The following is a 20276-nucleotide window of genomic DNA, read 5'->3' on the forward strand; positions in this document are numbered from 1 at the left end:
TCCATGAGCATCCACACCCAGGACTCCGCCGCCGCCCCCACCGGTGGTGCGGCACTGGACGACATGCTGCTCCACTTCGAGGTGCAGCGCTTCTACACGCTGGAAGCCCATCTGCTCGACCAGCACCGCTATGCCGACTGGCTGGAACTGCTCGCCGACGACCTGCACTACTGGGCGCCGGTACGCACCAACCGGCTCCGGCGCCAGCAGTCGCTCGCCGACGGCGCCCCGGGCGAAGTCGCCATCTTCGACGAGACCAGGGCCAGCCTCGCCTGGCGCATCCGGCGCTTCGACTCCGGGATGGCCTGGGCCGAGGACCCGCCGTCGCGCACCCGGCACCTGATCACCAACGTCGCCGTGCGCCCGGGCGAGGAGCCCGGAAGCTATGTCGCCGAGTCCGACTTCCTCGTCTACCGCAACCGGCTGGAACGCGAGGTCGACCTGTACGCGGGCGGCCGCACGGACCTGCTGCGCCGTGGCGAGGACGGCTCACTGCTGATCGCCCGCCGCCACATCCTGCTCGACCAGAACGTGCTGCTCGCCAAGAACATCAGCACGTTCCTCTGACCGCTCGCCCCCTCCCACCCCCGTACCACCCCGGCAGGCCGCACCCCGCCCGCCCCCGCATCCCCGTGGAGTTCCCGTGACGACTGTCCGTGCACACGACGCCGTACATCCCGAGATCACCGAACGCACCGTCCAGACCTCCCTGGGCACGATCTCGGTCAGCGAGGCCGGGCAGGGCCCCGTACTGGTGATGCTGCACGGCGGCGGGCCGGGAGCCGGCGGTCTCGCCAACTACCGGCAGAACCTCGCCGCGCTCACCCCGCACTACCGCGTCGTCCTGCCCGACCAGCCGGGCTTCGGCGGCAGCTACCGGCCGTCCGAGGAAGACCTGGACGCGCGCTCCATCACCGAGATCACCGTGGACGCGCTCCTGCAGACCCTCGACGCCCTCGGCATCGAGCGGTTCCACCTGCTGGGCAACAGCCTCGGTGGCGCGGCCGCGATCGCCACCGCTCTCGCGGCGCCCGCCCGTGTCGAGAAGCTGGTCCTGATGGCGCCCGGCGGCGGCTGGCTGCCGTTCGGCCCGACCCCCACCGAGGGCCAGAAGGCGATGTTCCGCTACTACAACGGTGAGGGCCCCACCGTGAAGAAGATGCGGGACTTCATCCGCGTCATGACGGCCGAGCCCAAGCGCTGGGAGGACACCGTCCAGGCCCGCTACGAGGCCTCCCTCGACCCGAGCCACATCGAGTTCTACCACCACTACAACGCGGCCTTCGGCAAGCGGCACGGCATGGACCCGCTCTGGCGCGACGTGCACCGGATCAAGGCACCGACGCTGCTGCTCTGGGGACGTGACGACCGCACGATCACGCTCGACGGTGCCCAGCTCATGCTCAAGCAGATCCGCGACGTCCAGCTGCATGTGTTCGGCGGCTGCGGCCACTGGGTTCAGTTGGAGCGGCAGGCCGAGTTCGAGCGGCTCGTCACCGACTTCCTCCAGGAGCGCTGAGCCATGGCCACACCGGCACAGTCCACCACCCCGGAAACGGCCGCCCGCTGGCTCGACGGCGACGTCGCCCTGATCACCGGCGGCGCCAACGGCCTCGGTCGGGCCATCGCGCTGCGGTACCTCGCCGAAGGCGCACGCGTCGCGGTGCTCGACCGGGACGCCGAGCAACTGGCGGCCCTGGTCGAGGCCGCGGGCGCGCACGCCAACCGGGTGCTCACCGTCACCGGTGACGTACGCTCGACGAAGGACCTGCACGCGGCGGTCGCCGGAGCCGTCGAGCGGTTCGGGAAGCTCGACATCCTGGTGCCCAACGCCGGGATCTGGGACTACCACCGCAGTCTCACCCGGCTGACCGGCGAGGAACTGGCAGAGGCGTTCGACGAAGTCTTCGCCGTCAACGTCAAGGGCTATCTGCTCGCCGTGGAGGCAGCCTGGCGCGAGCTGGTCGCGACCCGAGGCAGCATCATCATGACCCTGTCCAACTCCTCCTTCCACACCAACGGCGGCGGTCCCGTCTACACGGCGAGCAAGCACGCCTGCCTCGGTCTGGTACGGGAGTTCGCGTACGAACTCGCCCCCAAGGTCCGGGTCAACGGTGTCGCCTGCGGCGGCATGCGCACCCAGCTGCGCGGCCCGGAGAGTCTCGGACTGGACGAGCGCAGGATCGAGGCGTCGTTCGCCCGTGCCGAGGCCGCCGGCGCACGTCCGCACGTGCCGCTGTACGACGCGAGCGTGGAACCGGAGGACTTCACCGGGACGTACGTTCTCCTGGCTTCACGCCGCAACAGCGGCAACATCACCGGCGCCGTGGTCCCCGTGGACGGCGGCATAGCCGTACGCGGATTCCGCACCGCTGCCGGCGGCGCCGATCTCTGACCGGCCGCCGCACCGCTCTCCCCCTTCACGCCCCGCCGACAGCCACCGAAGGAGCCGCTCGGGTCATGGTCGACATCAGTCCTGCTGCCGCCGTGCAGCGCAGAGCACGGTACGACTCAGCCGCCCCGGCCCTCGTCTACGAGGACCGGACCATCACGGCGGGCGAACTCGCCGCGACCACCAGCTGGCTCGCCGCCGGGCTCGCCGCCCGTGGTCTGCGACGCGGCGACCGGGTGGCATTCCTGGGTCTCAACAGCGCCACGCTGCTCGAAACCCTGCTGGCCGCCAGTCACCTCGGCGCGGTCTTCGTACCGGTCAACCATCGGCTGGCCGCCGACGAGGTGCGGCACATCCTCACCGACTCGGGCGCCCATACGCTGATCGCCGAGGAGAGCCACCGGTCCTTGGCGGAGTCGATCCTCGCCGAGGTCCCCGTCCGCCGGCCCGTGCTCGTCGACACCGATCCGTCCTGCCCCGCAGCCCCTGCCCCGCCCGCGGTGTGGACCCCGCTGTCCGAGGTGCTGTCCACCGACGCGACGCAGCCGGAGGCCGTGACGGTGGGGGAGGACGACCTGGCCGCCCTCATGTACACGTCCGGGACCACCGGCCGCCCCAAGGGCGTCATGCTCACCCACGGCAATCTGTGGTGGAACGCGGTGAACGTCGACACCATGGTCGACACCCGTCCCGGCGACGTGAACCTGGCCGTCGCCCCGCTCTTCCACATCGGCGGGCTCAACGCCCTCACACTGCGCACCCTGACCCGCGGCGGCGTCGTCGTCGTACGCCGCTCCTTCGACCCCGAGCAGTGTCTGGCCGACCTGGTGGCGCACCGGGTCACCAGCATCTTCGCGGTCCCCGCCATGTTCGCGGCGCTCACCCGTGCCCCTGGGTTCCGGGAAGCCGATCTGTCCGCGCTGCGCGCGGTGATCGTGGCGGGCGCCGCCGTACCTCCCCAGCTCATCCGGGACTACGCGGAGTCGCACGGGGTGCTGCTGCAGCAGGCGTGGGGGCTCACCGAGACGGCACCGTTCGCCACATATCTGCCGGCCGCGCGCACCCTGGAGAAGGCCGGTTCGGCCGGTCTTCCGATGCCGTACACCGAGGTCTGCCTGATGGTCCCCGGTGGGGGCGGCGTCGTCGACGAGCCCCATGTGCGCGGTGAGATCTGCGTGCGCGGTCCCAACGTCGTCGCCGGCTACTGGAACAACCAGCAGGCGACCCGGGAGGCTTTCGACGACGCGGGCTGGTTCCACAGCGGAGACATCGGCTATCGCGACGAGGACGGCCACTACTACGTCGTCGACCGGCTCAAGGACATGATCATCAGCGGCGGGGAGAACGTCTATCCCGCCGAGGTCGAGCGGGTCCTGAGCTCCTTCCCCGGAGTCCACGAGGTGGCGGTCGTCGGCATCCCCGACCCGAAGTGGGGCGAGACCGTCGTCGCCGTACTCACCTGCGAGCCGGGGGTCGAGCCGACGCTCCAGGAAGTACGCGACTTCGGTTCCGGCCGGCTCGCCCGCTACAAGCTGCCCACGCGGGTGGTCCTCGCCCCCGAACTGCCGCGCAACGCAAGCGGCAAGCTGGTCAAGGGCCAGGTACGGGACATCGTCACCCACCGGGCCGGGCCGACCGGCGCCTGATCCGTCCCCCGGCACCCACCGACCGGCCCGGACCCCTCCTCCCCCGGGCCACGGCCCGCCCGTCTCCCCCGACCGAGGGACGGGCGGGCAACTCCCCCGGCCCGGGGCCGTCCCGGGCCCGCCGCACGCCGGGATCCCCCCACCACGAAGGGTCGCGCCCATGACACTCACCACCGTCGGCCACCGCCCGCTGCCCGTACCGGCGCTCCCCGGTCACATCGCCGGATGGTCACTGCGCCCCACCGGGTCCGAGCCCGTTTCCGACACCGCCCCGTTCGGCCCGGCCCCGGCAGGCACCGTCCGCGCGTACACCGCGAGCACCGGCCACGACGAGCCGCCGGTCGCGCGCGTGACGATCCATCGGGTGCTGCACCATCCGCTGCGCGGCTGCTACCCGGTAGGCGCACACGATCTGCTGCTGGAACTGGTCACCACGGAGCCGCAGCCCCCGTCGGCCGCCGACGGCCCGGACACCACCGCGCTGCTCGCCTCCCTGGTCGCCGCCCTCTTCGCCGCGGATCCGTCCTGCCGCCGCATCATGACGGCGCCCGCCGACGAGGACACCGCTGCTCAGGAGCAGTACGCCGCCGGGGGCTTCCGCCCGGTGGCCGAGGCCGATGTGCGCGGAGGAACCGTGCTCCTGATGGTCGTCGAACCTGCCCAGGTCACCACCATCGCCACGGCTCTGTCCGACATGCCGCACTGACACGCCACGTCCGCAAAGCAGTACTGCCCCTGCTGCCGGCGGCTCCTCCTCGCCGTCGCCGCGCCCCCTGACGGCCACGCCGCCGGAGATGACGCCCTTCGGCGACGACCCGAGGATGCATCCGTACGTCCCGGACGGCGTCCGGGCGCGGTCGGCCGTGCCGGCTGAGGTGCACTGCCGCACGAGCGCCGGTCCGGCGTTCCACCAGGGCGTGTGTCGGAAGTCCCGCCGTCCGCCCGAAGGGCGGGCCCGGCGGCATCCGGTGCGTGCGATCGCAAGGCGGAGGGCCGTCCTCGTACCGGACGTACTCGGGCGGGCCCGACAACGCAGCGAGCGTGCGTGCCGGGCGTCGCGGGGCGGGCGGCACTTCCGACACACGCCCCAGGGCGCGGCGCGCTCAAGAAGTCGGGCACCACCCCGGTCTCTATCATGGGCAGGGAGAGGCCTGGGACGAGGTGGTGCCGGTGCGCGTGCCCAAGGATTCCGGGGGCCTCGACGCAGGGTCGGGAGGCCCTTTGTCGGGGGCGTGCACGGCCATCGCATACGTGGCGGACAACGGCGCGATCATCCTGTGGAGCCCGCAGGCGGAAGCACTTCTTGGATACCCCGCGGAAGACGTCTGCGGAAAGCCGGCGGTGGATCTGCTGACCGCCCGGGCGGACCGGGAAACGGCAGTGGCTGCCCAGGCACGGCATACGGCCGGGCAGAGCTGGGACGGCGTACTGGGCATGAGGCACCGCGACGGGCACGAGGTGTCGGTGGCGGTGCGCGTGCGGCCGCTGCTCAGCAAGGAGGGCCGGGCCGGCTGGTCCGTCAGGGCCGCCGACGCGCGGGCGGTGGAGCGGGAGGAGGTCGACCGCGCGATCCTGGAGGCGCTCTTCAGCCAGTCCCCGATCCCGGTGACCGTCATGGACACCGAGCTGCGGTACCTGTGGGTGAACGCCGCGACGGAGCGCGTGACCGGCCTGCCCGCCGAACGGCTCATCGGCCGTCGCATCGGCGATGACTCACCGGACTCGGCCCCGACGATCGACCGGGTCCTGAGCCGGGTGCGGGACACCGGCGAGCCGGTGGTCGACTTCCAGGTGCACAGCCGGCTTGCGTCCGATCCGGACCGCGACCACGTGTTTTCCGCCTCCTCCTTCCGGCTGACAGACCCGGCCGACCGCGTCCTGGGCATGTGCCAGATGTACGTCGACATCACCGACGGCTATCAGGCCCAGCAGCGGCTGGCGCTGCTGACCGAGGCCGGCGTGCGCATCGGCACCACGCTGGACGTGAAGCGCACGGCGCAGGAACTGGCCGACGCGGCAGTTCCCGGACTCGCGGACTTCGTCGCCATCGACCTGCTGGAGGCAACGGTGCGGGGCGAGGAACCGGCCCCCGGGCCGGTGGCAGGAGGGGTGCGTGCGCGCCGATCGGGACTCCGCTCCATCCGCGACCACGCCCCGGAGGCCGTGTTCGTGGTGGGCGAGGCAGTGGCGTTCCACCCGGGCACTCCACAGGTCCGGAGCCTGGCCACCGGGCAATCGGTCCTGGTGCGGAAACTGGACCCCGACGAGTGGTTCGTCCATGACACCCGGCGGGCCGAGAAGATCCGCAGGTTCCGTTTCCACTCGTACATGGTGGTGCCGCTGCGGGCTCGCGGCATCACGCTGGGCGTTGCCACCTTCGGCCGCAACCGGGATCCTCGGCCCTACGACGAAGGGGACCTGTCCCTCGCCGAGGACTTCTCGTCCCGCGCCGCGGTATGCATCGACAACGCCCGCCGCTACACCCGCGAGCACAACACCGCCCTGGCCCTGCAGCACAGCCTGCTGCCGCACGATCTACCCGATTTCCCCGCCGTCGAGACCGCCCACCGGTATCTGCCGGCCGCCGCGCACGCCGGAGCGGGCGGGGACTGGTTCGACGTCCTGCCCCTGTCGGGAGCCCGCGTCGCCCTGGTCGTCGGAGACGTCACCGGCCACGGCCTGCACGCGGCGGCCGTCATGGGGCGGCTGCGCACCGCCGTCCATACACTGGCCGACCTCGACCTCCCTCCCGACGAGGTCCTCACCCAGCTCGACGACCTCGTCATCCGTCTCATCGAGGAGGATCCCGACTGCGAGGGCGCCACGTGTCTGTACTCCGTCTACGACCCCGTCTCGCGCATCTGCGCGTTCGCGCGCGCCGGTCATCCGCCACCCGTCCTGGTGCAGCCCGACGGCGCGGTGGAGATCCTCGACGACATCCCGCCCGGACCGCCCCTGGGGCTGGGCGGTCTCCCCTTCGAAACCGCTGAACGCCGTCTCGCGGACAGCTCTGTCCTGGCGCTCTACACGGACGGCCTCATCGAAGCACCCGGCCGGGATGTCGACGCCGGGCTCGACCGGCTGTCCCGCACCATGGCCGGCCCCACCCGACCGCTCGAACAGCTCTGCGATGCCGTAGTGGCCTCCCTGCTGTCGGAGCACCGATCCGATGACGCTGCCCTGCTGCTTGCCCGCACCCGTGTGCTGGAAGCGGGCCGGGTCGTCTCCTGGGAACTGCCGGTCGACCCCGCGGAGGTCGCCCACGCCCGCAACCTCACTACCCGTCAGCTCGCCACGTGGGGCTTGGAACCACTCACTTTCACCACCGAGCTGATGGTCAGTGAGCTGGTCACCAACGCCATCAGGCACGCGCACGGCCCCATCGCCCTGCGTCTCATCCGCGCCGCAGCCCTCATCTGCGAAGTCTCCGACGGCAGCCTCAGCGCCCCGCATCTGCGCCGCGCACGCACCGGGGACGAGGGCGGCCGCGGCCTGTTCCTGGTGGCCCAGCTCGCCTCCCGTTGGGGCGCCCGCTACGACCGCGACGGCAAGACCATATGGGCCGAGCAGGCTCTTTCTCCTGTCGAAGCGCCGGCTCCGGCGTTGTGACGCTCCGGCAGAGGCCTCCGTGAGCCGACCGTGCATCGGCGCCACGGACGAACCCACCGCGTCGTTGCCACGCACTCCTGCGCACAGGTGTTCACAGGGATGGGGCTAGTCTGTCCGTCGTACCGGACACGGGGTGCCCCACCCGAGGGCTGAGATCACACCCGTCGAACCTGAACCAGTTCGTACTGGCGGAGGGATGTCTTCCATGCCTTTGACGCATGTTTCCGGCGGGCTGCCCGCCGACGGCCGGCAGACCGTCTTCGACGGGCGGATGCCGGCGGCCCCCGGCGACCTCCGCGTCGAGACGCACGGCATCGAGCCGGTCCCCGAGAGCAACCGCTACGGCGGTCCCGGGCGCCTGTTCACCGTGTGGTTCGCTCCCAACCTGACCATGACCGGTGTGTTCACCGGCACTGTCGGCATCGCCCTCGGCCTGGACTTCGCCACCGCGCTCGTCGCCGTCGTGCTGGGCACCGTGCTCGGCGCGGTGCCCACCGCCTACCTGGGTACCTGGGGGAGCCAGACCGGCGCCGGGCAACTGCCGCTGGCCCGGCTCGCCTTCGGCCGGGCCGTCACGGTACCCGGCATTCTGCAGTGGCTGTCCTCGGTCGCCTGGGACGCGCTGATCGGGCTGTTCGGCGGGGACGCGCTCGCGCGACTGTGCGGCTGGCCGTTCTGGCTCGGCGTCCTGGCCATGATGGTGGCCCAAGGCGCCCTCGGTGTGCTGGGCTACGAGGCCATCCACCGGCTTCAGATCGTCATGACCTTCGTGCTCGCGGCCGCGTTCGCACTGATCGCCTGGCGGTTGCTCGACGGTGTCCACCCGGTCGGCTCGGGCACCGCCCACGGCGCCGACCAGGCCGGCGCGTTCGTCCTGACCAGTACCATCGCGCTGAGCCTGACTCTGTCCTGGGCTCCGTACGCCAGCGACTTCAGCCGCTATCTGCCACGCACCGCCTCACGCCCACGCATGTTCTGGTTCACGCTGCTGGGCCTTGTGGTGTCCTTCGTGGCGGTACAGGCCCTCGGGTTGTTGGGCGCGTCCGTACTGACGGACCAGACCGCCGCGGGTGTGGACAAGCTGCTGGGCGGTGGCGCGCTGGGTGCGTTCGGACTGCTCGCCGTGGCACTGGCGGCCCTCTGCAGCAACGCCATGAACGACTACAGCGGTTCCTTGGCCCTGCAGACCGTCGGAGTGCGCCTCCCGCGCCCGGCGGCCGCCGCCCTCGCCGCCGTGCTCGGCTTCCCCCTGGTGCTGTGGATGCACGCTGCCGACACCACTGCCCGCTTCCAGAACGTGCTGCTGTTCGTCGGTTACTGGATTCCCGGGTTCGTGGCGATCGTCATCGTCGACTGGCTCGCACGGGCCCGAGCACGGGGCGGCGCCGCGATCGACCTCGCCGCCGAGACCGCCCGGCCGCAGTCCGGATGGGCCCCGTTGCTGGCCTTCGCCGTCGCCTTCGCCGCGGCCGTGCCGTTCATGGACACCAGTCTGTACGTGGGTCCGGTGGCGGCCGCCCTGCACGGCGCCGACCTCTCGTACTACGTGGCGTTCCTCGTCGCGCTCGCCGTCTACGCGCCGCTGCGGCTGCGCCCCCGCCCGCAGGACTGACCTGCCGCCGGCCCCGGCGTCCGAACACCCCCTCCCCTCCCCCCCACGGAGCGATATCCCATGCCCCCGACATCCGCCGATCACACCGCCTTCGCCCCGCAGGCCCTCGCCCGCGTCCGGGCGGACTCCCCTCTGGTTCAGTGCCTGACCAACTCGGTGGTCACGGGCTTCACCGCCAACGTCCTGCTGGCGCTGGGCGCCTCACCGGCCATGGTCGACATTCCGCAGGAGGCCGGCCCGTTCGCCCGGATCGCCTCGGGTGTCCTGATCAATCTCGGCACCCCGCATGCGGAGCAGCGCTCCGCCATGGTCGAGGCCGCGCGGGCAGCGACGTCGGCCGGTACCCCGTGGGTCCTCGACCCGGTGGCGGTCGGCGCGCTACCGGTGCGCACCGCGCTGGCACGCGAGCTCCTGGAGCTGCGACCGACGGTGATCCGGGGCAACGCGTCCGAGATCATCGCGCTCGCGGGCGCGTGCGACGGCGGCCGCGGCGTGGACTCCTCCCACGGCGTCGAGGCCGCCGAGGAATCAGCACGCGAGCTGGCCCGTACAGCCGACTGTGTGGTCGCCGTCTCCGGACCCGTGGACTTCGTCACCGACGGGGTTCGCAGCGCCCGGATCGCCAACGGGGACGCCCTGTTGACCCGGGTGACAGGTGGCGGCTGCGCGCTGGGTGCGGTGATGGCAGCCTTCGCAGCAGTCGACGAGGACCGGTTCGCCGCGGTGGTGGCCGCCGTCGCCGCGTACACGGTCGCCGCCGAACCGGCCGCGAAGGAGGCCTCCGGCCCCGGCAGCTTCGCCGTCGCGTTCCTGGACGCGCTCGCCGCGCTGGGGGCAGCGGACCTCGCCGAGCGGGCGGCTCTCTCGTGACCACGACACCGGTGGATCTGTCGGTCTACCTGGTTACGGACACGGCCCAGTGCACGGCCCGCGGCCGGAGCGTGGCCGACACCGTCGCCCTGGCAGTGGCCGGAGGCGTCACTGCCGTGCAGATCCGGGAGAAGCACGCCACCGGGAGGGGGTTCCTGCGTACGGTGCTGGAGGTGGCCGACGTCCTGCCCGAACGAGTGACGCTGATCGTCAACGACCGGGTGGACGTGTACCTGGCGGCCCGAGCCGCCGGCGCACGCGTGACGGGGGTTCACGTCGGCCAGTCGGATCTACCGCCGGCCGCCGTGCGCGACATGATCGGGGAGCACGCGGTGCTGGGCCTGAGCGCGGCCACCCCCGATCAACTGCGCGCCGCCGCCGAGGATCCGGCACGCGTCCACCACGTCGGCATCGGCGCACTGCACGCGACCCGGACCAAGGCGGACGCCCCGGCCCCACTCGGCCATGCCGGCTTCGCCCGCCTCGCCCGGCTCAGCGGCCTGCCCGCCGTGGCCATCGGCGGCGTCACCCCGGCCGACCTGCCGTTCCTGCGGGATTCAGGGGCGGCCGGAGCCGCCGCCGTCTCCGGCATCTGCGCCGCCGAGGACCCTCGCGCGTCGGCCCGCGCGTACGCCCGGGCATGGTTCGGTACCCGGAACGAGAGCCTGGCATGACCGCGTCGGCCCGCGTGCTGCCGATCGACGGATCCGGCTCCGCAACAGGAGCCTGAGTCCAGGCCGACCCGCACGAGGAATGGCACGTACGCAACCGGTCAGAAGCCGAAGGGCGCCGCGACACAAGCCCTGCGTGACGATCCACACTCCCTTCCCATCGCGCACCCTGCATGTCGGCCGAGCCACCTCCGCCCGACGTCCCCGCACGACTTGCCGCCTCGGCCGATCCGAGGCCGCGATCCGCTGTGCGGTGATCAGCCCGATGGCGGCGCACACCTTTGACAGTTGTCGACCGGTCGTCTAGTTTTAAATAGTCGACCGGTCAGCTAGTCCGGCCCCCGCTTACCCCGCAATGAAACGGAAAGCCCCATGACCACCCCCGTGAAGCTCGCAATCGTCTACTACTCCGCCACCGGCACCATCACCGATATCGCCAAGGAACTGCACGACGTCGGCATCAAGTCCGGCGCCGAGGTCCGCCTGCTCAAGGCAGCCGAGCTGGCCCCCCAGTCCGCCATCGACTCCAACCCCGCCTGGGCCGCCAACCACACCGCCACCGCCCACATCCCGGTGGCCACCCCCGAGGACGTCGAGTGGGCCGACGCCGTGATCTTCGGTACCCCCACCCGCTTCGGTAACGTCTCCTCGCAGCTCAAGCAGTTCATCGACACCCTCGGCGGCCTGTGGGCCCAGGGCAAGCTGGCCGACAAGGTCTACAGCGGCTTCGTCTCCACGGCCACCCCTCACGCCGGCCAGGAATCCACCCTGCTCGCCCTTTACAACTCCGTCCATCACTTCGGTGGCATCACCGTCACCCCCGGCTTCACCGACCCGGCCAAGTTCGTCGACGGCAACCCCTACGGCACCTCCCACGTGGACGCCCAGGGCAACAACCCCGTCGACGACACCACTCGCACGGCAGCTCGCATCCAGGCCGAACGCGTCGTGAAGATCGCCGCACAGCTCAAGGCCGCCTGACCGTCAAGGTGTGTGGTTTTTGTTGACGGGATTCGACGGCGCCTGGCTCACCCGTCAGCCAGGCGCCGTCGCTCGATCTTCGCCCGATGGCTGCCGATGCAGTGGAGGGTCGCTGCCCTCAGACGTGGAGGTCGGGCGGGAAGCCGGTCCAGCGAAGGTCGGCGGGCAGGTGGCTCATGTCGTTGTAGAAGAGCACGGATGAGGGCCGGTCGGGCGCATAGCGGATGACGGTCAGCGCGGCGTTGGCGTGGTTGATGCCCATCCAGCGCCACTTCGGGGCGTCGAGGGCAGCCCGGACGAGCCAACCGATGAGGAAGTTGTGGGTGACGACGAGTTCGTGGCGCGGCTCGTTGCCGGCGACAGGTCCGGTGAACTGCGCGAGAGCTGCCCCGGCCAGCTCCGGCCCTTTTTCGCGTTCCTCGGCTGGGAACTGGGCCAGGCGACCGAGCATGGCATCGGCCGATTCCGGCGGCAGCTCCTCGCGCTGCGGTATGTAGGGGATGTAATCGCCGGCCGGTTCGGACGGCTGCAGGGGGACACTTTCGAGCTGCTCGCAGACCAGCTGCGCCGTCTGCTCCGCACGCGCGAGCGGGCCGTGGTGGATCGCCGTGAGAGGGGCCTCACGAAGCCGCTTTCCGAGCAGGACGGCTTGGCGGCGGCCGTTGTCCGCCAACTCGCTCTCGTCCTCGGATGCCTCGCCGTGCCGCGTGAGGTAGAGGTAGCGGGCAGCTGTTGCCGTCATGGGCGAGTCCTCCGTCAAGGGTTCATGATCTTGCCAACGTCTGGACTGACGCCGGCATGCGCCGTGCGGTTGCGTCGTCTGCAGGCGCATCCTGCAGCGGCGTCTCCGTCAGCGACGCGTGCCGGTCAGCCGACCTCGGCGGGTTCGTGCTTCTCCCTCTCGGTGGTCACCGCCGCGAGCCGGGCGCCCATTTTGTGAACTCCTCCTGTGCAGGGACGTCACCGTCGCCGATGCCCGGCCGCAAACCTGGGCGTCCGGTGTCGGGTCGGTCTCGGCCTGCGCAGCCTTGCGGGCACCGCCGGCGCGACCGCGTCCGCGGTCATGGTCCGCCTCCGCCCCTGCTCGGCTCAGCCCCGGCACGCGGGTGACAGCGGCCTTGAGGTTGTCGTAGCGGACCTTGCTGCGCGGAACTCCTCTGCTATGCGGGTCTCGATGTCGAGCTGCCGGTCGCGGCGAGGGGGCTCGGGTACCCGGTCTCACGCGATCCGGTCCGATGCCATGAAGGCGCAGTCCGCCGCAGGGTGTCGGTGAATCTGCTCCGCGGCCCGAGGAAGGCATTGTCAGTGGCCGAGGTGATACTGACGTGATGAAAATGTCCTCCTCCACCGAAACCGGTTCAGCCGAGCCTTCCCTCACCTGGGTCGAGTCGATGGGAGGCCCTCTGATCGCCGTTCCGGTTTCCGCATTGGACGGATGGCGTGGCTGCACGGAGTCGGGGATGGTCATCGGCGACGGGGACGTCGCGGACGACTACGACCGCGCCTGCGAGGTGGACGGTCTGGCCGGCGTGATCGCTGTCGGCGAGGAAGGCGCGCTCGGACTTGTCTTGGCAGACCTGCCCGCAACCACCTGCTATCTGCCGGAACATCACGCCTTCGTCCGGTGGCTCGGAGCCGGCTCCGAGGCCGATCTGATCGCCGCAGCCAAGGCCGTACTCGCCGACCCCGCCATCCAGTGGGAGGAGTGCGGTGTCTGGGAGACGAACGGCCCTGTGGTGCTCATGGATTCCGTCACCGCCGGAGCCGAGCTGGACGTCGAGTACCCCAGCGGCGGAGGACTGCCGGAGCAGGCCTCCGTCCCGATACGACCGGGCCGCTGGACAGTCCGCGCCGTCCACGCTTCGCCGAACGACGACGCCCGGGTGGGGCTGGTCCATCTTCTGCCGTCCGACGGAGACTCACTCTCATCGGGACGCCCGATCAGAACGCTTCCTCGTCAAGTCGGCTGAGGAGTCCGTCGAAGAGCTGTTCCCGCACCACCTGCCCCTCGGCTGCCGCGTCGTCTCGCCGGCATTGGTCGAAACGTCAGCCGGTCGGCGGCTCGGACCCGCCTGCGGCGTCACCACGAACATCATCGCCGTCAGTCGAAGACGGGGCCGGCGGTGCGGCTGCGCTTGATCTCGTAGAAGCCCGGGGTGGAGGCGACGACGAGGGTGCCGTCCCACAGCCGTCCTGCCTGTTCGCCCTTGGGGGCGGGTGTGACGACCGGGCCGAAGAAGGCAATCTGGCCGGTGTCGGTGTCCGGGCCCGGTACGGCGATGATGGGACTGCCGACCTCCTCGCCGACAAGAGCAAGACCCTTCTGATGCGAGGCGCGCAGCAGTTCGTCGTAGGCATCCGTGTCACCGGTGTCGGCAAGGTCCACGGGCAGACCGACGTCTCGCAGTGCGGCTTCGACGGTCGGGCGGGTCCTGGGCTGCTGCTGTCGGTGGAATCGGGTGCCGAGCGCGGTGTACAGAGGCTCCAGCACCTCAGGACCGTGGGCCTGCGAGGCCGCGGTCAGGACGCGGACCGGTGCCCATGCCTGCCCCATCAGGACACGGATGCGCTCGGGCAGTTCGTCGAGGCGGCCTTCGTTGAGGACGGCCAGGCTCATCACATGCCAGGTGATGGCGACAGCCCGGGCCTTTTCGACCTCCAGCATCCAGCGGGAGGTCAGCCAGGTCCACGGACACACGGGGTCGAACCAGAAGTCGACGGGTGTGCGGGGGCGGGAGTCGTTCACGAAAGGATCCAAACGCGGTCGCGGAGCCCGCGGGACGGGCCGGGGATGGTTCAACGGTCGGTGGGCAAGTCGGTGGACGCCGTCGGGTCGGCCCACGCGGCGAGGTCGTCGCCGCTCAGCTGCTTCGGCATCTGTTCGACCAGGCGCAGGCCGTCGGCGCCGAGCACGAGGTGGGCCGGCTGATTGCCGGCGTCCAGGACCCGCAGCAGCGCCTCGGCGGCCCGGGCCGGGCACCGGTCTGCCTGCCGTTTCGGGCGTGGCGGGCGGCACGGATGGGATCGACGAGCGCTTCGTGGTCGGGGATGGTGCGCGGGACACGGGACATCGAGGGGCCGCCCCAGTCGGTGCGGAACGAACCGAACGCGACGGGTCGGGGTCTGTCAGGTGTGCCCCTCTCGCACCCGGCGACGGCCGGTGCCGGTTCTGCCGTCGACGGCTCCGGTGCGGGTGCCGGATCGGAGCAGGGGCGTGGGACGCTGCCCCTGCCGCGGATCGTGCGGACAGGCCCGGCCACGGGTGCGGCACCCGGCCCGTGTGCCGCTCCGCCGAGCCGATACGTCGGACCCTGCCACCCCGGCATGCCGCACCCGGAGCGCTCCGCGGCTGCCGGGACGGGGCCCTGCCCCCACACGGTCGAGGGACAGGCAGCAGGGGCCTGCGGCTCAGTGACCGGCGCTCTGGCCGCCGTCGACGGGGAGGATGACGCCCGTGACGAACGGGGCGTTCTCGAGGTAGACCACCGCGTCGACGATGTCGCTCACCTCACCCATCCGGCCGACCGGGTGCAGGCCGGCGAGGAACTCGTGGTGCTCCTCGGGGTGCATGGGGGTCTTGATGGTGCCCAGGGCGACGGCGTTGCTGCGGATGCCGCGGGTGGCGTACTCGATGGCCAGGGCCTTGGTGGCGGACTGCAGGCCGCCCTTGGTCAGCGAGGCGAGTACGGAGGTCACCCTGGAGTCGGCCTGGTCGGCCAGGCTGCTCGTGATCTGCACGACGTGACCGCCGCCCTGCTCGAGCATGCGCTCGACCGCGAGCTGGGTGATCCGGAAGAAGCCGTCCACGTTCACGCGGAGCACCGCGTCGTAGTCGTCCTCGGTGTAGTCGGTGAAGGGCTTCGCGATGAAGATCCCGGCGTTGTTGACCAGCGTGTCGATGCGGCCGAACCTCTCGACGCCCGCGGCGATGACGCGCTCGGCTGTAGCGCGGTCGGCGATGTCGCCCTGGATGGTGAGGACCTCCGGGTCCTGCGACTGGGGAATGTTGCGTGAGGTGGCGACGACGGCGTAGCCCAGCTTGCGGTAGGCGGCGACCAGGCCGGCGCCGATTCCCTGAGAGGCGCCGGTGATGACCGCGACCTTCTGACCCTGGCTGCTCATGATGACCTTCTTCAACGGGGTGGGGAGTCTCGTACCGGCACTAGCCGACCGGTCACCTATAAACTAGACGACCGGTCGAGAACCGTCAAAGTTCGGCGTCGCGAGTGACAGGGGCGGGGTACGCACGCCGCCGCGAATCGGCCTGTCCGCCCCCACCCCACCATCGGGCACGGCAGGGCGGGGAGCGGCGCGCCACGGGCGCACCACCCGTTCCGACGGGCCCGCGCGCTTCACCGGGGCCGGCCGATCCATCCGGGCCTCAGCGCTGTCAACCGGTACGAACTGCCGGGCGGGCGCGGATTCCGAATGCGGCACGGGGCGGGCCGGGCCGACGCGTCCACGGCCCGGGCCACGAAAGCCCGGAGTGAGCGGAGCGCGCCGGGCGTCGCGAGGGGGAGCCACATCGATTCCCCCCTGACCCGCACCTCGATGTGTGCGCGTCAGGGCGGGGCGGGGCACGACTCCCCGCCGCGGCCATGACCGGTCGGCGGGGAGCAGGGCGCGGGGACGGGATGCACAGTCAGGCAGCACCCCCGTTCCCGCCCGGGTCGTTGGGGTGCGACTGGACGGCGGTGACCACCGCGGTCATCCACGGCCAGAGGGGCAGCGTGCCGAGCACCTCCTCGTACAACTCGGCCTCGTCGGCGGCGCGCCACAGACCGACACTGCGCAGTTCACCCACCGGGCGCCACAGCCTGACCAGGTGACCGGCGGCGGCCAGTTCACCGGCCCGGACGGCTTCGGCCGCGCGACGGCGGTCGACCTCGGCCGGGTCGGTGCCCTCGGGGACGGTGGTGGTGAGCTCGACCAGGAACTCCTTCATGTACGTACCTCTCTCTGATGCAGTTGGGACTTCGGCGGCGCCGGAAACGTGCAGAAGGGGGACAGCGGCACACTCCCGCAGCTCACGGTGCTCGCCGCGGCGAGCACGACCCGGCGGACGGCCGGAATGGCCGACGCGCACCTGCGACAGGACCAGCGAGGCGGGCCAGGTACACCGTGGGCGCACGCCGGATGCCGCGGGAGCCGGTACGGCGATGCACTACCGGTTGTCCACGGCCTCGCAGTGCACGGGCCATCCGGGACGACGCCAGGGCGGCTTCCCCCTGCCGACGAGTGCAGGATAGCGGTGACTAGTCGACCGGTCTAGTAAAATATAGTCGAGCGGTCATATACTGGCATCATGGGACGGACCAGCGATGCCAAAGAGAAGATCCTCAGCGCTGCGCACTCGCTCATCGAGCTGCGCGGCTACTCGGCTCTGGGTGTGGCCGAGATCTGCAAGACGGCCGGGGTGCCCAAGGGCAGTTTCTACTACTTCTTCGAGTCCAAGGAGGCTCTCGCGCTGGCCGTGATCGACGAGCAGTGGGCCGTCCAGCAGAGCGACTGGACCCGCATCCTCAACAGCGGCGCGGAGCCACTGCAGCGGCTGCGGCAGCTGTTCGAGGAGACGGAAGCCGAGCAACGGGCCGGCCAGCAGAGCTGCGGGACCGTTTCAGGCTGCATGTTCGGGAATCTCACCCTGGAGATGAGCAACCAGACCGAAGCTGTCCGCAAGCATCTGCAGGAGATCTTCGACGCCCAGGTCGAGATGGTCGACTCGGTCATCGCCGAGGCCCTCCAGCGTGGCGACGTCACCGTCACCGACACGCGCGAAGCCGCCCGATCGGTGGTCGCGCAGCTCGAGGGCCAGGTCTTGTTCGCCAAGCTCTACAACAACACCTCCCAGCTCAGCGCCCTCTGGACGAACTGCCTGGCGCTACTGGGCGCTCGTACGGCGCAGGCCCCGGCCGACGCCTGACACGACAGCTGCAGACCTCGATCTGCGGCTGTCGTGGCCGACGGGCGGGGCAGGGGCAGCTCCGGAGAGTCCATGGGCCCGGTGGCGAACTGCCTGCCGGGCCGGGGCACGTACGGCCTCGCGCGACATGTCAGGAGCCGGACCGAGGCCCGTCCCGCGGACCGACCGGAGTTCGGATCGCCCGGAGACCCGACAAGGCAGGCATCGCCACCTCACAGGAGGAAGACACCCATCATGGTCTCGCCACTGGCCGCTCTCGGGGTCAGCACCCCGGTTCTCGCCGCGCCGATGGCCGGCGGCCCCACCACGCCCGCGCTGGTCACCGCCGCGGCCCGGGCGAACAGCCTCGGGTTTCTTGCCGGCGGCTACCGGACCGCCGACGCCCTCGCCGAGCAGATTGCCGAGGTCCGGTCCGACGGCGCGCGCTTCGGGGTCAATCTGTTTGCGCCCAACCCCGTCCCGGTCGACCCGGAGGCCTTCCGCCGCTACGCGCTCTCCATCGCTCCCGAGGCCCGAAGCCACGGCATCGACATCCTGACAACCGGAATCGTCGAGGACGACGATCACTGGTCGGACAAGATCGACCTGCTGCTGTCCGACCCGGTACCGGTCGTCAGCTTCACCTTCGCCGTCCCGGAGGCAGCGGTGATCGCCGCGCTGCGCGCCGCCGGGACGCTGGTCGTCCAGACGGTCACCTCGGCTGCGGAGGCCCGCCTGGCCGCGGAAGCCGGCGTGGATGTGCTGGCCGTGCAGGCCTCGGCGGCAGGAGGACACTCCGGCACGCTCACCCCGCAGCGCATTCCGGCGCCCGTTCCCCTGACCGACCTGTTGGGCGAGGTGCGCCAGGCAGTGCCCCTACCACTCGTCGCCGCGGGCGGAGCGGCCACCCCGGCGGACGTGACCGGGGCGCTGCGCGCCGGAGCCGCGGCGGTCATGGTCGGCACCGTCCTGCTGCGTGCCGACGAGGCCGGCACCTCACGACCCCACAAGGCCGCACTGGCCGACCCGGCGCGGCGCCGGACCGTGGTAACCCGGGCCTTCACCGGGCGTCCCGCGAGGGCACTGCGCAACGGCTTCACCGACCGCTACACCGACCTCGCCCCGGCCGGCTATCCCGCGCTGCACCACTTGACCAGCCCGATGCGCAAGGCGGCCGCCGCCGCGGACGATCCCGAACGGATCAATCTGTGGGCCGGCACGGGATACCGCCATGCCACCGCCGAGCCCGCCGGCCGGATCCTGGAGCGGCTGGCGTCCGGGCTCTGACCGGCGCACCGTGACCGACGCCCGGCACACTCCGGGCGACTCGGGCGCAGGGCAGGTCCGACGGGCGCAGCATCTCCGTCGAGCAGCCCGCGCCCCAGGAGCTCCACCGCCCGGCCGCACCCGAGCGCGCCGACCCCTCCCACAGGGAGAGTCACCGCCTTGAAGGGTGACGAATATGCGCGCATGGTCGAGGCCATACGGTCACCGGATGCTCCTCGGCAGGTTCACCACCCCTTGGGTGACCCCACCAGCCCTCGCCGACCACACCGGCCCGCAACCGACCGGGAGCCGCCACCAGGCTGCCAAGGGGACGACGCGATGCGTTCTGCACCCGAGAGTCCCGAGGCCGCCGAAACGGCGCGCCGCGCACGATTCGGCAAGCTGCCGGAGCGAATCCCCCACCGATGCGTTCGGCCGGGACGAGCAGCGTCGTGGCGGCGCAACCCCTGATAACGAAGGCCTCCTCGGCGGCGTCCAGGATCCGCTCGCGCCGCCGCGCCCTCCTACGAGCCCGTACGCGGTGGTCACGTTCCGGTGACGGCACAGGGAGGGTCTTGTATCGCAGATCACGTCAGCGTACGGTCCGTATCACCCCAGCGAACAAAGTGTTCGCTGAAGACGCATCAGGTGTTCACTCATGACTGATCGTTCGTCGCCGGACCCCTCCGCCAACGCTGCCGACACGGCCCTGGGGGCTCGCATCCGGGAGTACCGGATGATGCGGCGGATGTCGCTGCGCGCCCTGGGGGAGGCAGCCCAGGCCAGCCCCGGGTTCCTCAGTCAGCTGGAACGTGGGCAGGCGAACTCCTCCATCGGCATGCTGCGGCGGATCGCCGTGGCGCTCGGCGTCACCGTGGCCGACCTGTTCGACCAGGACAGCAGGCCCGGTCCGAGGGTGGTGCGGCGGGCCGACCGGCCGATGCTGCACACCGCTCCGGGAAGTCGCAAATTACTCATTTCACAGCGCCCGCTCAGCCATCTGGAGGTGTACGCGGGCGAGTTCGACCCGGGGGCCTCCACCGGCGACGACGCCTACACCCATGGCGACTCGCAGGAGATCCTTCTGGTGATCAGCGGTGCCGTGCGGGTCGAACTCGACGGCCGCGCCCACGACCTGGACGCCGGCGACAGCATCGAATACCGCTCCTCGGTGCCGCACCGCGTGGCCAACAACCATGAAACGCCTGCGGAAATCCTCTGGATCATCAGCCCACCGACACCGGACTGACTTCTCCCCACCACACCCCGGCCCACCCGTCGCACCCCCCTTCCCCCGGGTGTGCCGCACCCCCTCCCCTCCCCCCAG

18 protein-coding genes and 1 riboswitch are annotated in these 20276 nt (G+C 71.1%); of the genes, 14 read left to right on the top strand and 4 right to left on the bottom strand.

Going from position 1 to position 20276, the window contains the following annotated elements; genetic code table 11:
* Positions 1-3: 3 nt before the first annotated feature.
* The 10 genes from ACFU6I_RS08940 to wrbA all read left to right on the top strand — a co-directional run bounded on the left by ACFU6I_RS08940 (position 4) and on the right by wrbA (position 11781).
* Positions 4-567, top strand: a complete 564-nt coding sequence (locus ACFU6I_RS08940; protein WP_345516497.1) for a 3-phenylpropionate/cinnamic acid dioxygenase subunit beta — start codon at positions 4-6, stop codon at positions 565-567.
* Between the two features lie 76 nt (positions 568-643).
* On the top strand, positions 644-1519 hold the full coding sequence (locus tag ACFU6I_RS08945; RefSeq protein ID WP_384363201.1) for an alpha/beta fold hydrolase: 876 nt from the start codon (positions 644-646) through the stop codon (positions 1517-1519).
* A gap of 3 nt (positions 1520-1522) precedes the next feature.
* Positions 1523-2395 carry a 3-(cis-5,6-dihydroxycyclohexa-1,3-dien-1-yl)propanoate dehydrogenase gene (hcaB, locus tag ACFU6I_RS08950; protein ID WP_384363203.1) on the top strand — a complete coding sequence of 291 codons (873 nt, stop codon included), beginning with the start codon at positions 1523-1525 and terminating at the stop codon, positions 2393-2395.
* 65 nt (positions 2396-2460) lie between these two features.
* Complete coding sequence (locus ACFU6I_RS08955) at positions 2461-4038, top strand: long-chain fatty acid--CoA ligase (protein ID WP_384363205.1); 1578 nt, start codon at positions 2461-2463, stop codon at positions 4036-4038.
* A gap of 160 nt (positions 4039-4198) precedes the next feature.
* Positions 4199-4744 (top strand): GNAT family N-acetyltransferase, encoded by a 546-nt coding sequence (locus tag ACFU6I_RS08960; RefSeq protein WP_384363207.1) that lies wholly within the window; start codon positions 4199-4201, stop codon positions 4742-4744.
* A 470-nt stretch (positions 4745-5214) separates the two neighbouring features.
* Complete coding sequence (locus tag ACFU6I_RS08965) at positions 5215-7647, top strand: SpoIIE family protein phosphatase (RefSeq protein WP_384363269.1); 2433 nt, start codon at positions 5215-5217, stop codon at positions 7645-7647.
* 119 nt (positions 7648-7766) lie between these two features.
* A riboswitch (TPP riboswitch) is annotated at positions 7767-7861 on the top strand.
* Positions 7853-9259, top strand: a complete 1407-nt coding sequence (locus ACFU6I_RS08970; RefSeq protein ID WP_384363209.1) for a purine-cytosine permease family protein — start codon at positions 7853-7855, stop codon at positions 9257-9259. It overlaps the preceding riboswitch by 9 nt.
* A 60-nt stretch (positions 9260-9319) precedes the next feature.
* Positions 9320-10129 carry a hydroxyethylthiazole kinase gene (gene thiM / locus ACFU6I_RS08975; RefSeq protein ID WP_384363211.1) on the top strand — a complete coding sequence of 270 codons (810 nt, stop codon included), beginning with the start codon at positions 9320-9322 and terminating at the stop codon, positions 10127-10129.
* Positions 10126-10803 carry a thiamine phosphate synthase gene (gene thiE, locus ACFU6I_RS08980; protein ID WP_384363213.1) on the top strand — a complete coding sequence of 226 codons (678 nt, stop codon included), beginning with the start codon at positions 10126-10128 and terminating at the stop codon, positions 10801-10803. The genes thiM and thiE overlap by 4 nt, the downstream gene beginning before the upstream one ends.
* Positions 10804-11172: 369 nt before the next feature.
* On the top strand, positions 11173-11781 hold the full coding sequence (wrbA, locus tag ACFU6I_RS08985) for an NAD(P)H:quinone oxidoreductase (RefSeq protein ID WP_384363215.1): 609 nt from the start codon (positions 11173-11175) through the stop codon (positions 11779-11781).
* Positions 11782-11899: 118 nt separating this feature from the next.
* On the opposite strand, the gene ACFU6I_RS08990 is transcribed toward wrbA, so the two are convergent.
* Positions 11900-12523 carry a histidine phosphatase family protein gene (locus ACFU6I_RS08990; protein WP_384363217.1) on the bottom strand — a complete coding sequence of 208 codons (624 nt, stop codon included), beginning with the start codon at positions 12521-12523 and terminating at the stop codon, positions 11900-11902.
* A gap of 592 nt (positions 12524-13115) precedes the next feature.
* Between ACFU6I_RS08990 and ACFU6I_RS08995 the strand changes: the two genes are divergently transcribed.
* The gene (locus tag ACFU6I_RS08995) at positions 13116-13751 is read left to right on the top strand and encodes an Imm21 family immunity protein (RefSeq protein ID WP_384363271.1); all 636 of its coding nucleotides are present in this window, start codon (positions 13116-13118) and stop codon (positions 13749-13751) included.
* 131 nt (positions 13752-13882) lie between these two features.
* Here ACFU6I_RS08995 and ACFU6I_RS09000 read toward each other — a convergent pair whose 3' ends face one another.
* The 3 genes from ACFU6I_RS09000 to ACFU6I_RS09010 all read right to left on the bottom strand — a co-directional run bounded on the left by ACFU6I_RS09000 (position 13883) and on the right by ACFU6I_RS09010 (position 16726).
* Complete coding sequence (locus tag ACFU6I_RS09000) at positions 13883-14527, bottom strand: DsbA family protein (RefSeq protein ID WP_384363219.1); 645 nt, start codon at positions 14525-14527, stop codon at positions 13883-13885.
* Between the two features lie 662 nt (positions 14528-15189).
* Positions 15190-15903: an SDR family oxidoreductase gene (locus tag ACFU6I_RS09005; protein WP_345516476.1), complete on the bottom strand. Its 714-nt coding sequence runs from the start codon at positions 15901-15903 to the stop codon at positions 15190-15192.
* A gap of 520 nt (positions 15904-16423) precedes the next feature.
* A complete protein-coding gene (locus ACFU6I_RS09010) occupies positions 16424-16726 on the bottom strand; it encodes a muconolactone Delta-isomerase family protein (protein WP_384363222.1) in 303 nt (100 codons plus the stop codon).
* 360 nt (positions 16727-17086) lie between these two features.
* Here ACFU6I_RS09010 and ACFU6I_RS09015 point away from each other — a divergent pair, with 360 nt between their 5' ends.
* The 3 genes from ACFU6I_RS09015 to ACFU6I_RS09025 all read left to right on the top strand — a co-directional run bounded on the left by ACFU6I_RS09015 (position 17087) and on the right by ACFU6I_RS09025 (position 20198).
* Complete coding sequence (locus tag ACFU6I_RS09015) at positions 17087-17704, top strand: TetR/AcrR family transcriptional regulator (RefSeq protein WP_384363224.1); 618 nt, start codon at positions 17087-17089, stop codon at positions 17702-17704.
* A 234-nt stretch (positions 17705-17938) separates the two neighbouring features.
* Positions 17939-18970, top strand: coding sequence for a nitronate monooxygenase (locus tag ACFU6I_RS09020; protein ID WP_384363226.1), 1032 nt, complete (start codon positions 17939-17941; stop codon positions 18968-18970).
* Positions 18971-19607: 637 nt separating this feature from the next.
* Positions 19608-20198, top strand: a complete 591-nt coding sequence (locus ACFU6I_RS09025) for a helix-turn-helix domain-containing protein (RefSeq protein ID WP_384363228.1) — start codon at positions 19608-19610, stop codon at positions 20196-20198.
* Positions 20199-20276: the final 78 nt, after the last annotated feature.

The organism is Streptomyces sp. NPDC057486, assembly GCF_042802415.1.
In the GTDB taxonomy this organism is placed as follows: Bacteria; Actinomycetota; Actinomycetes; order Streptomycetales; family Streptomycetaceae; genus Streptomyces; species Streptomyces yanii.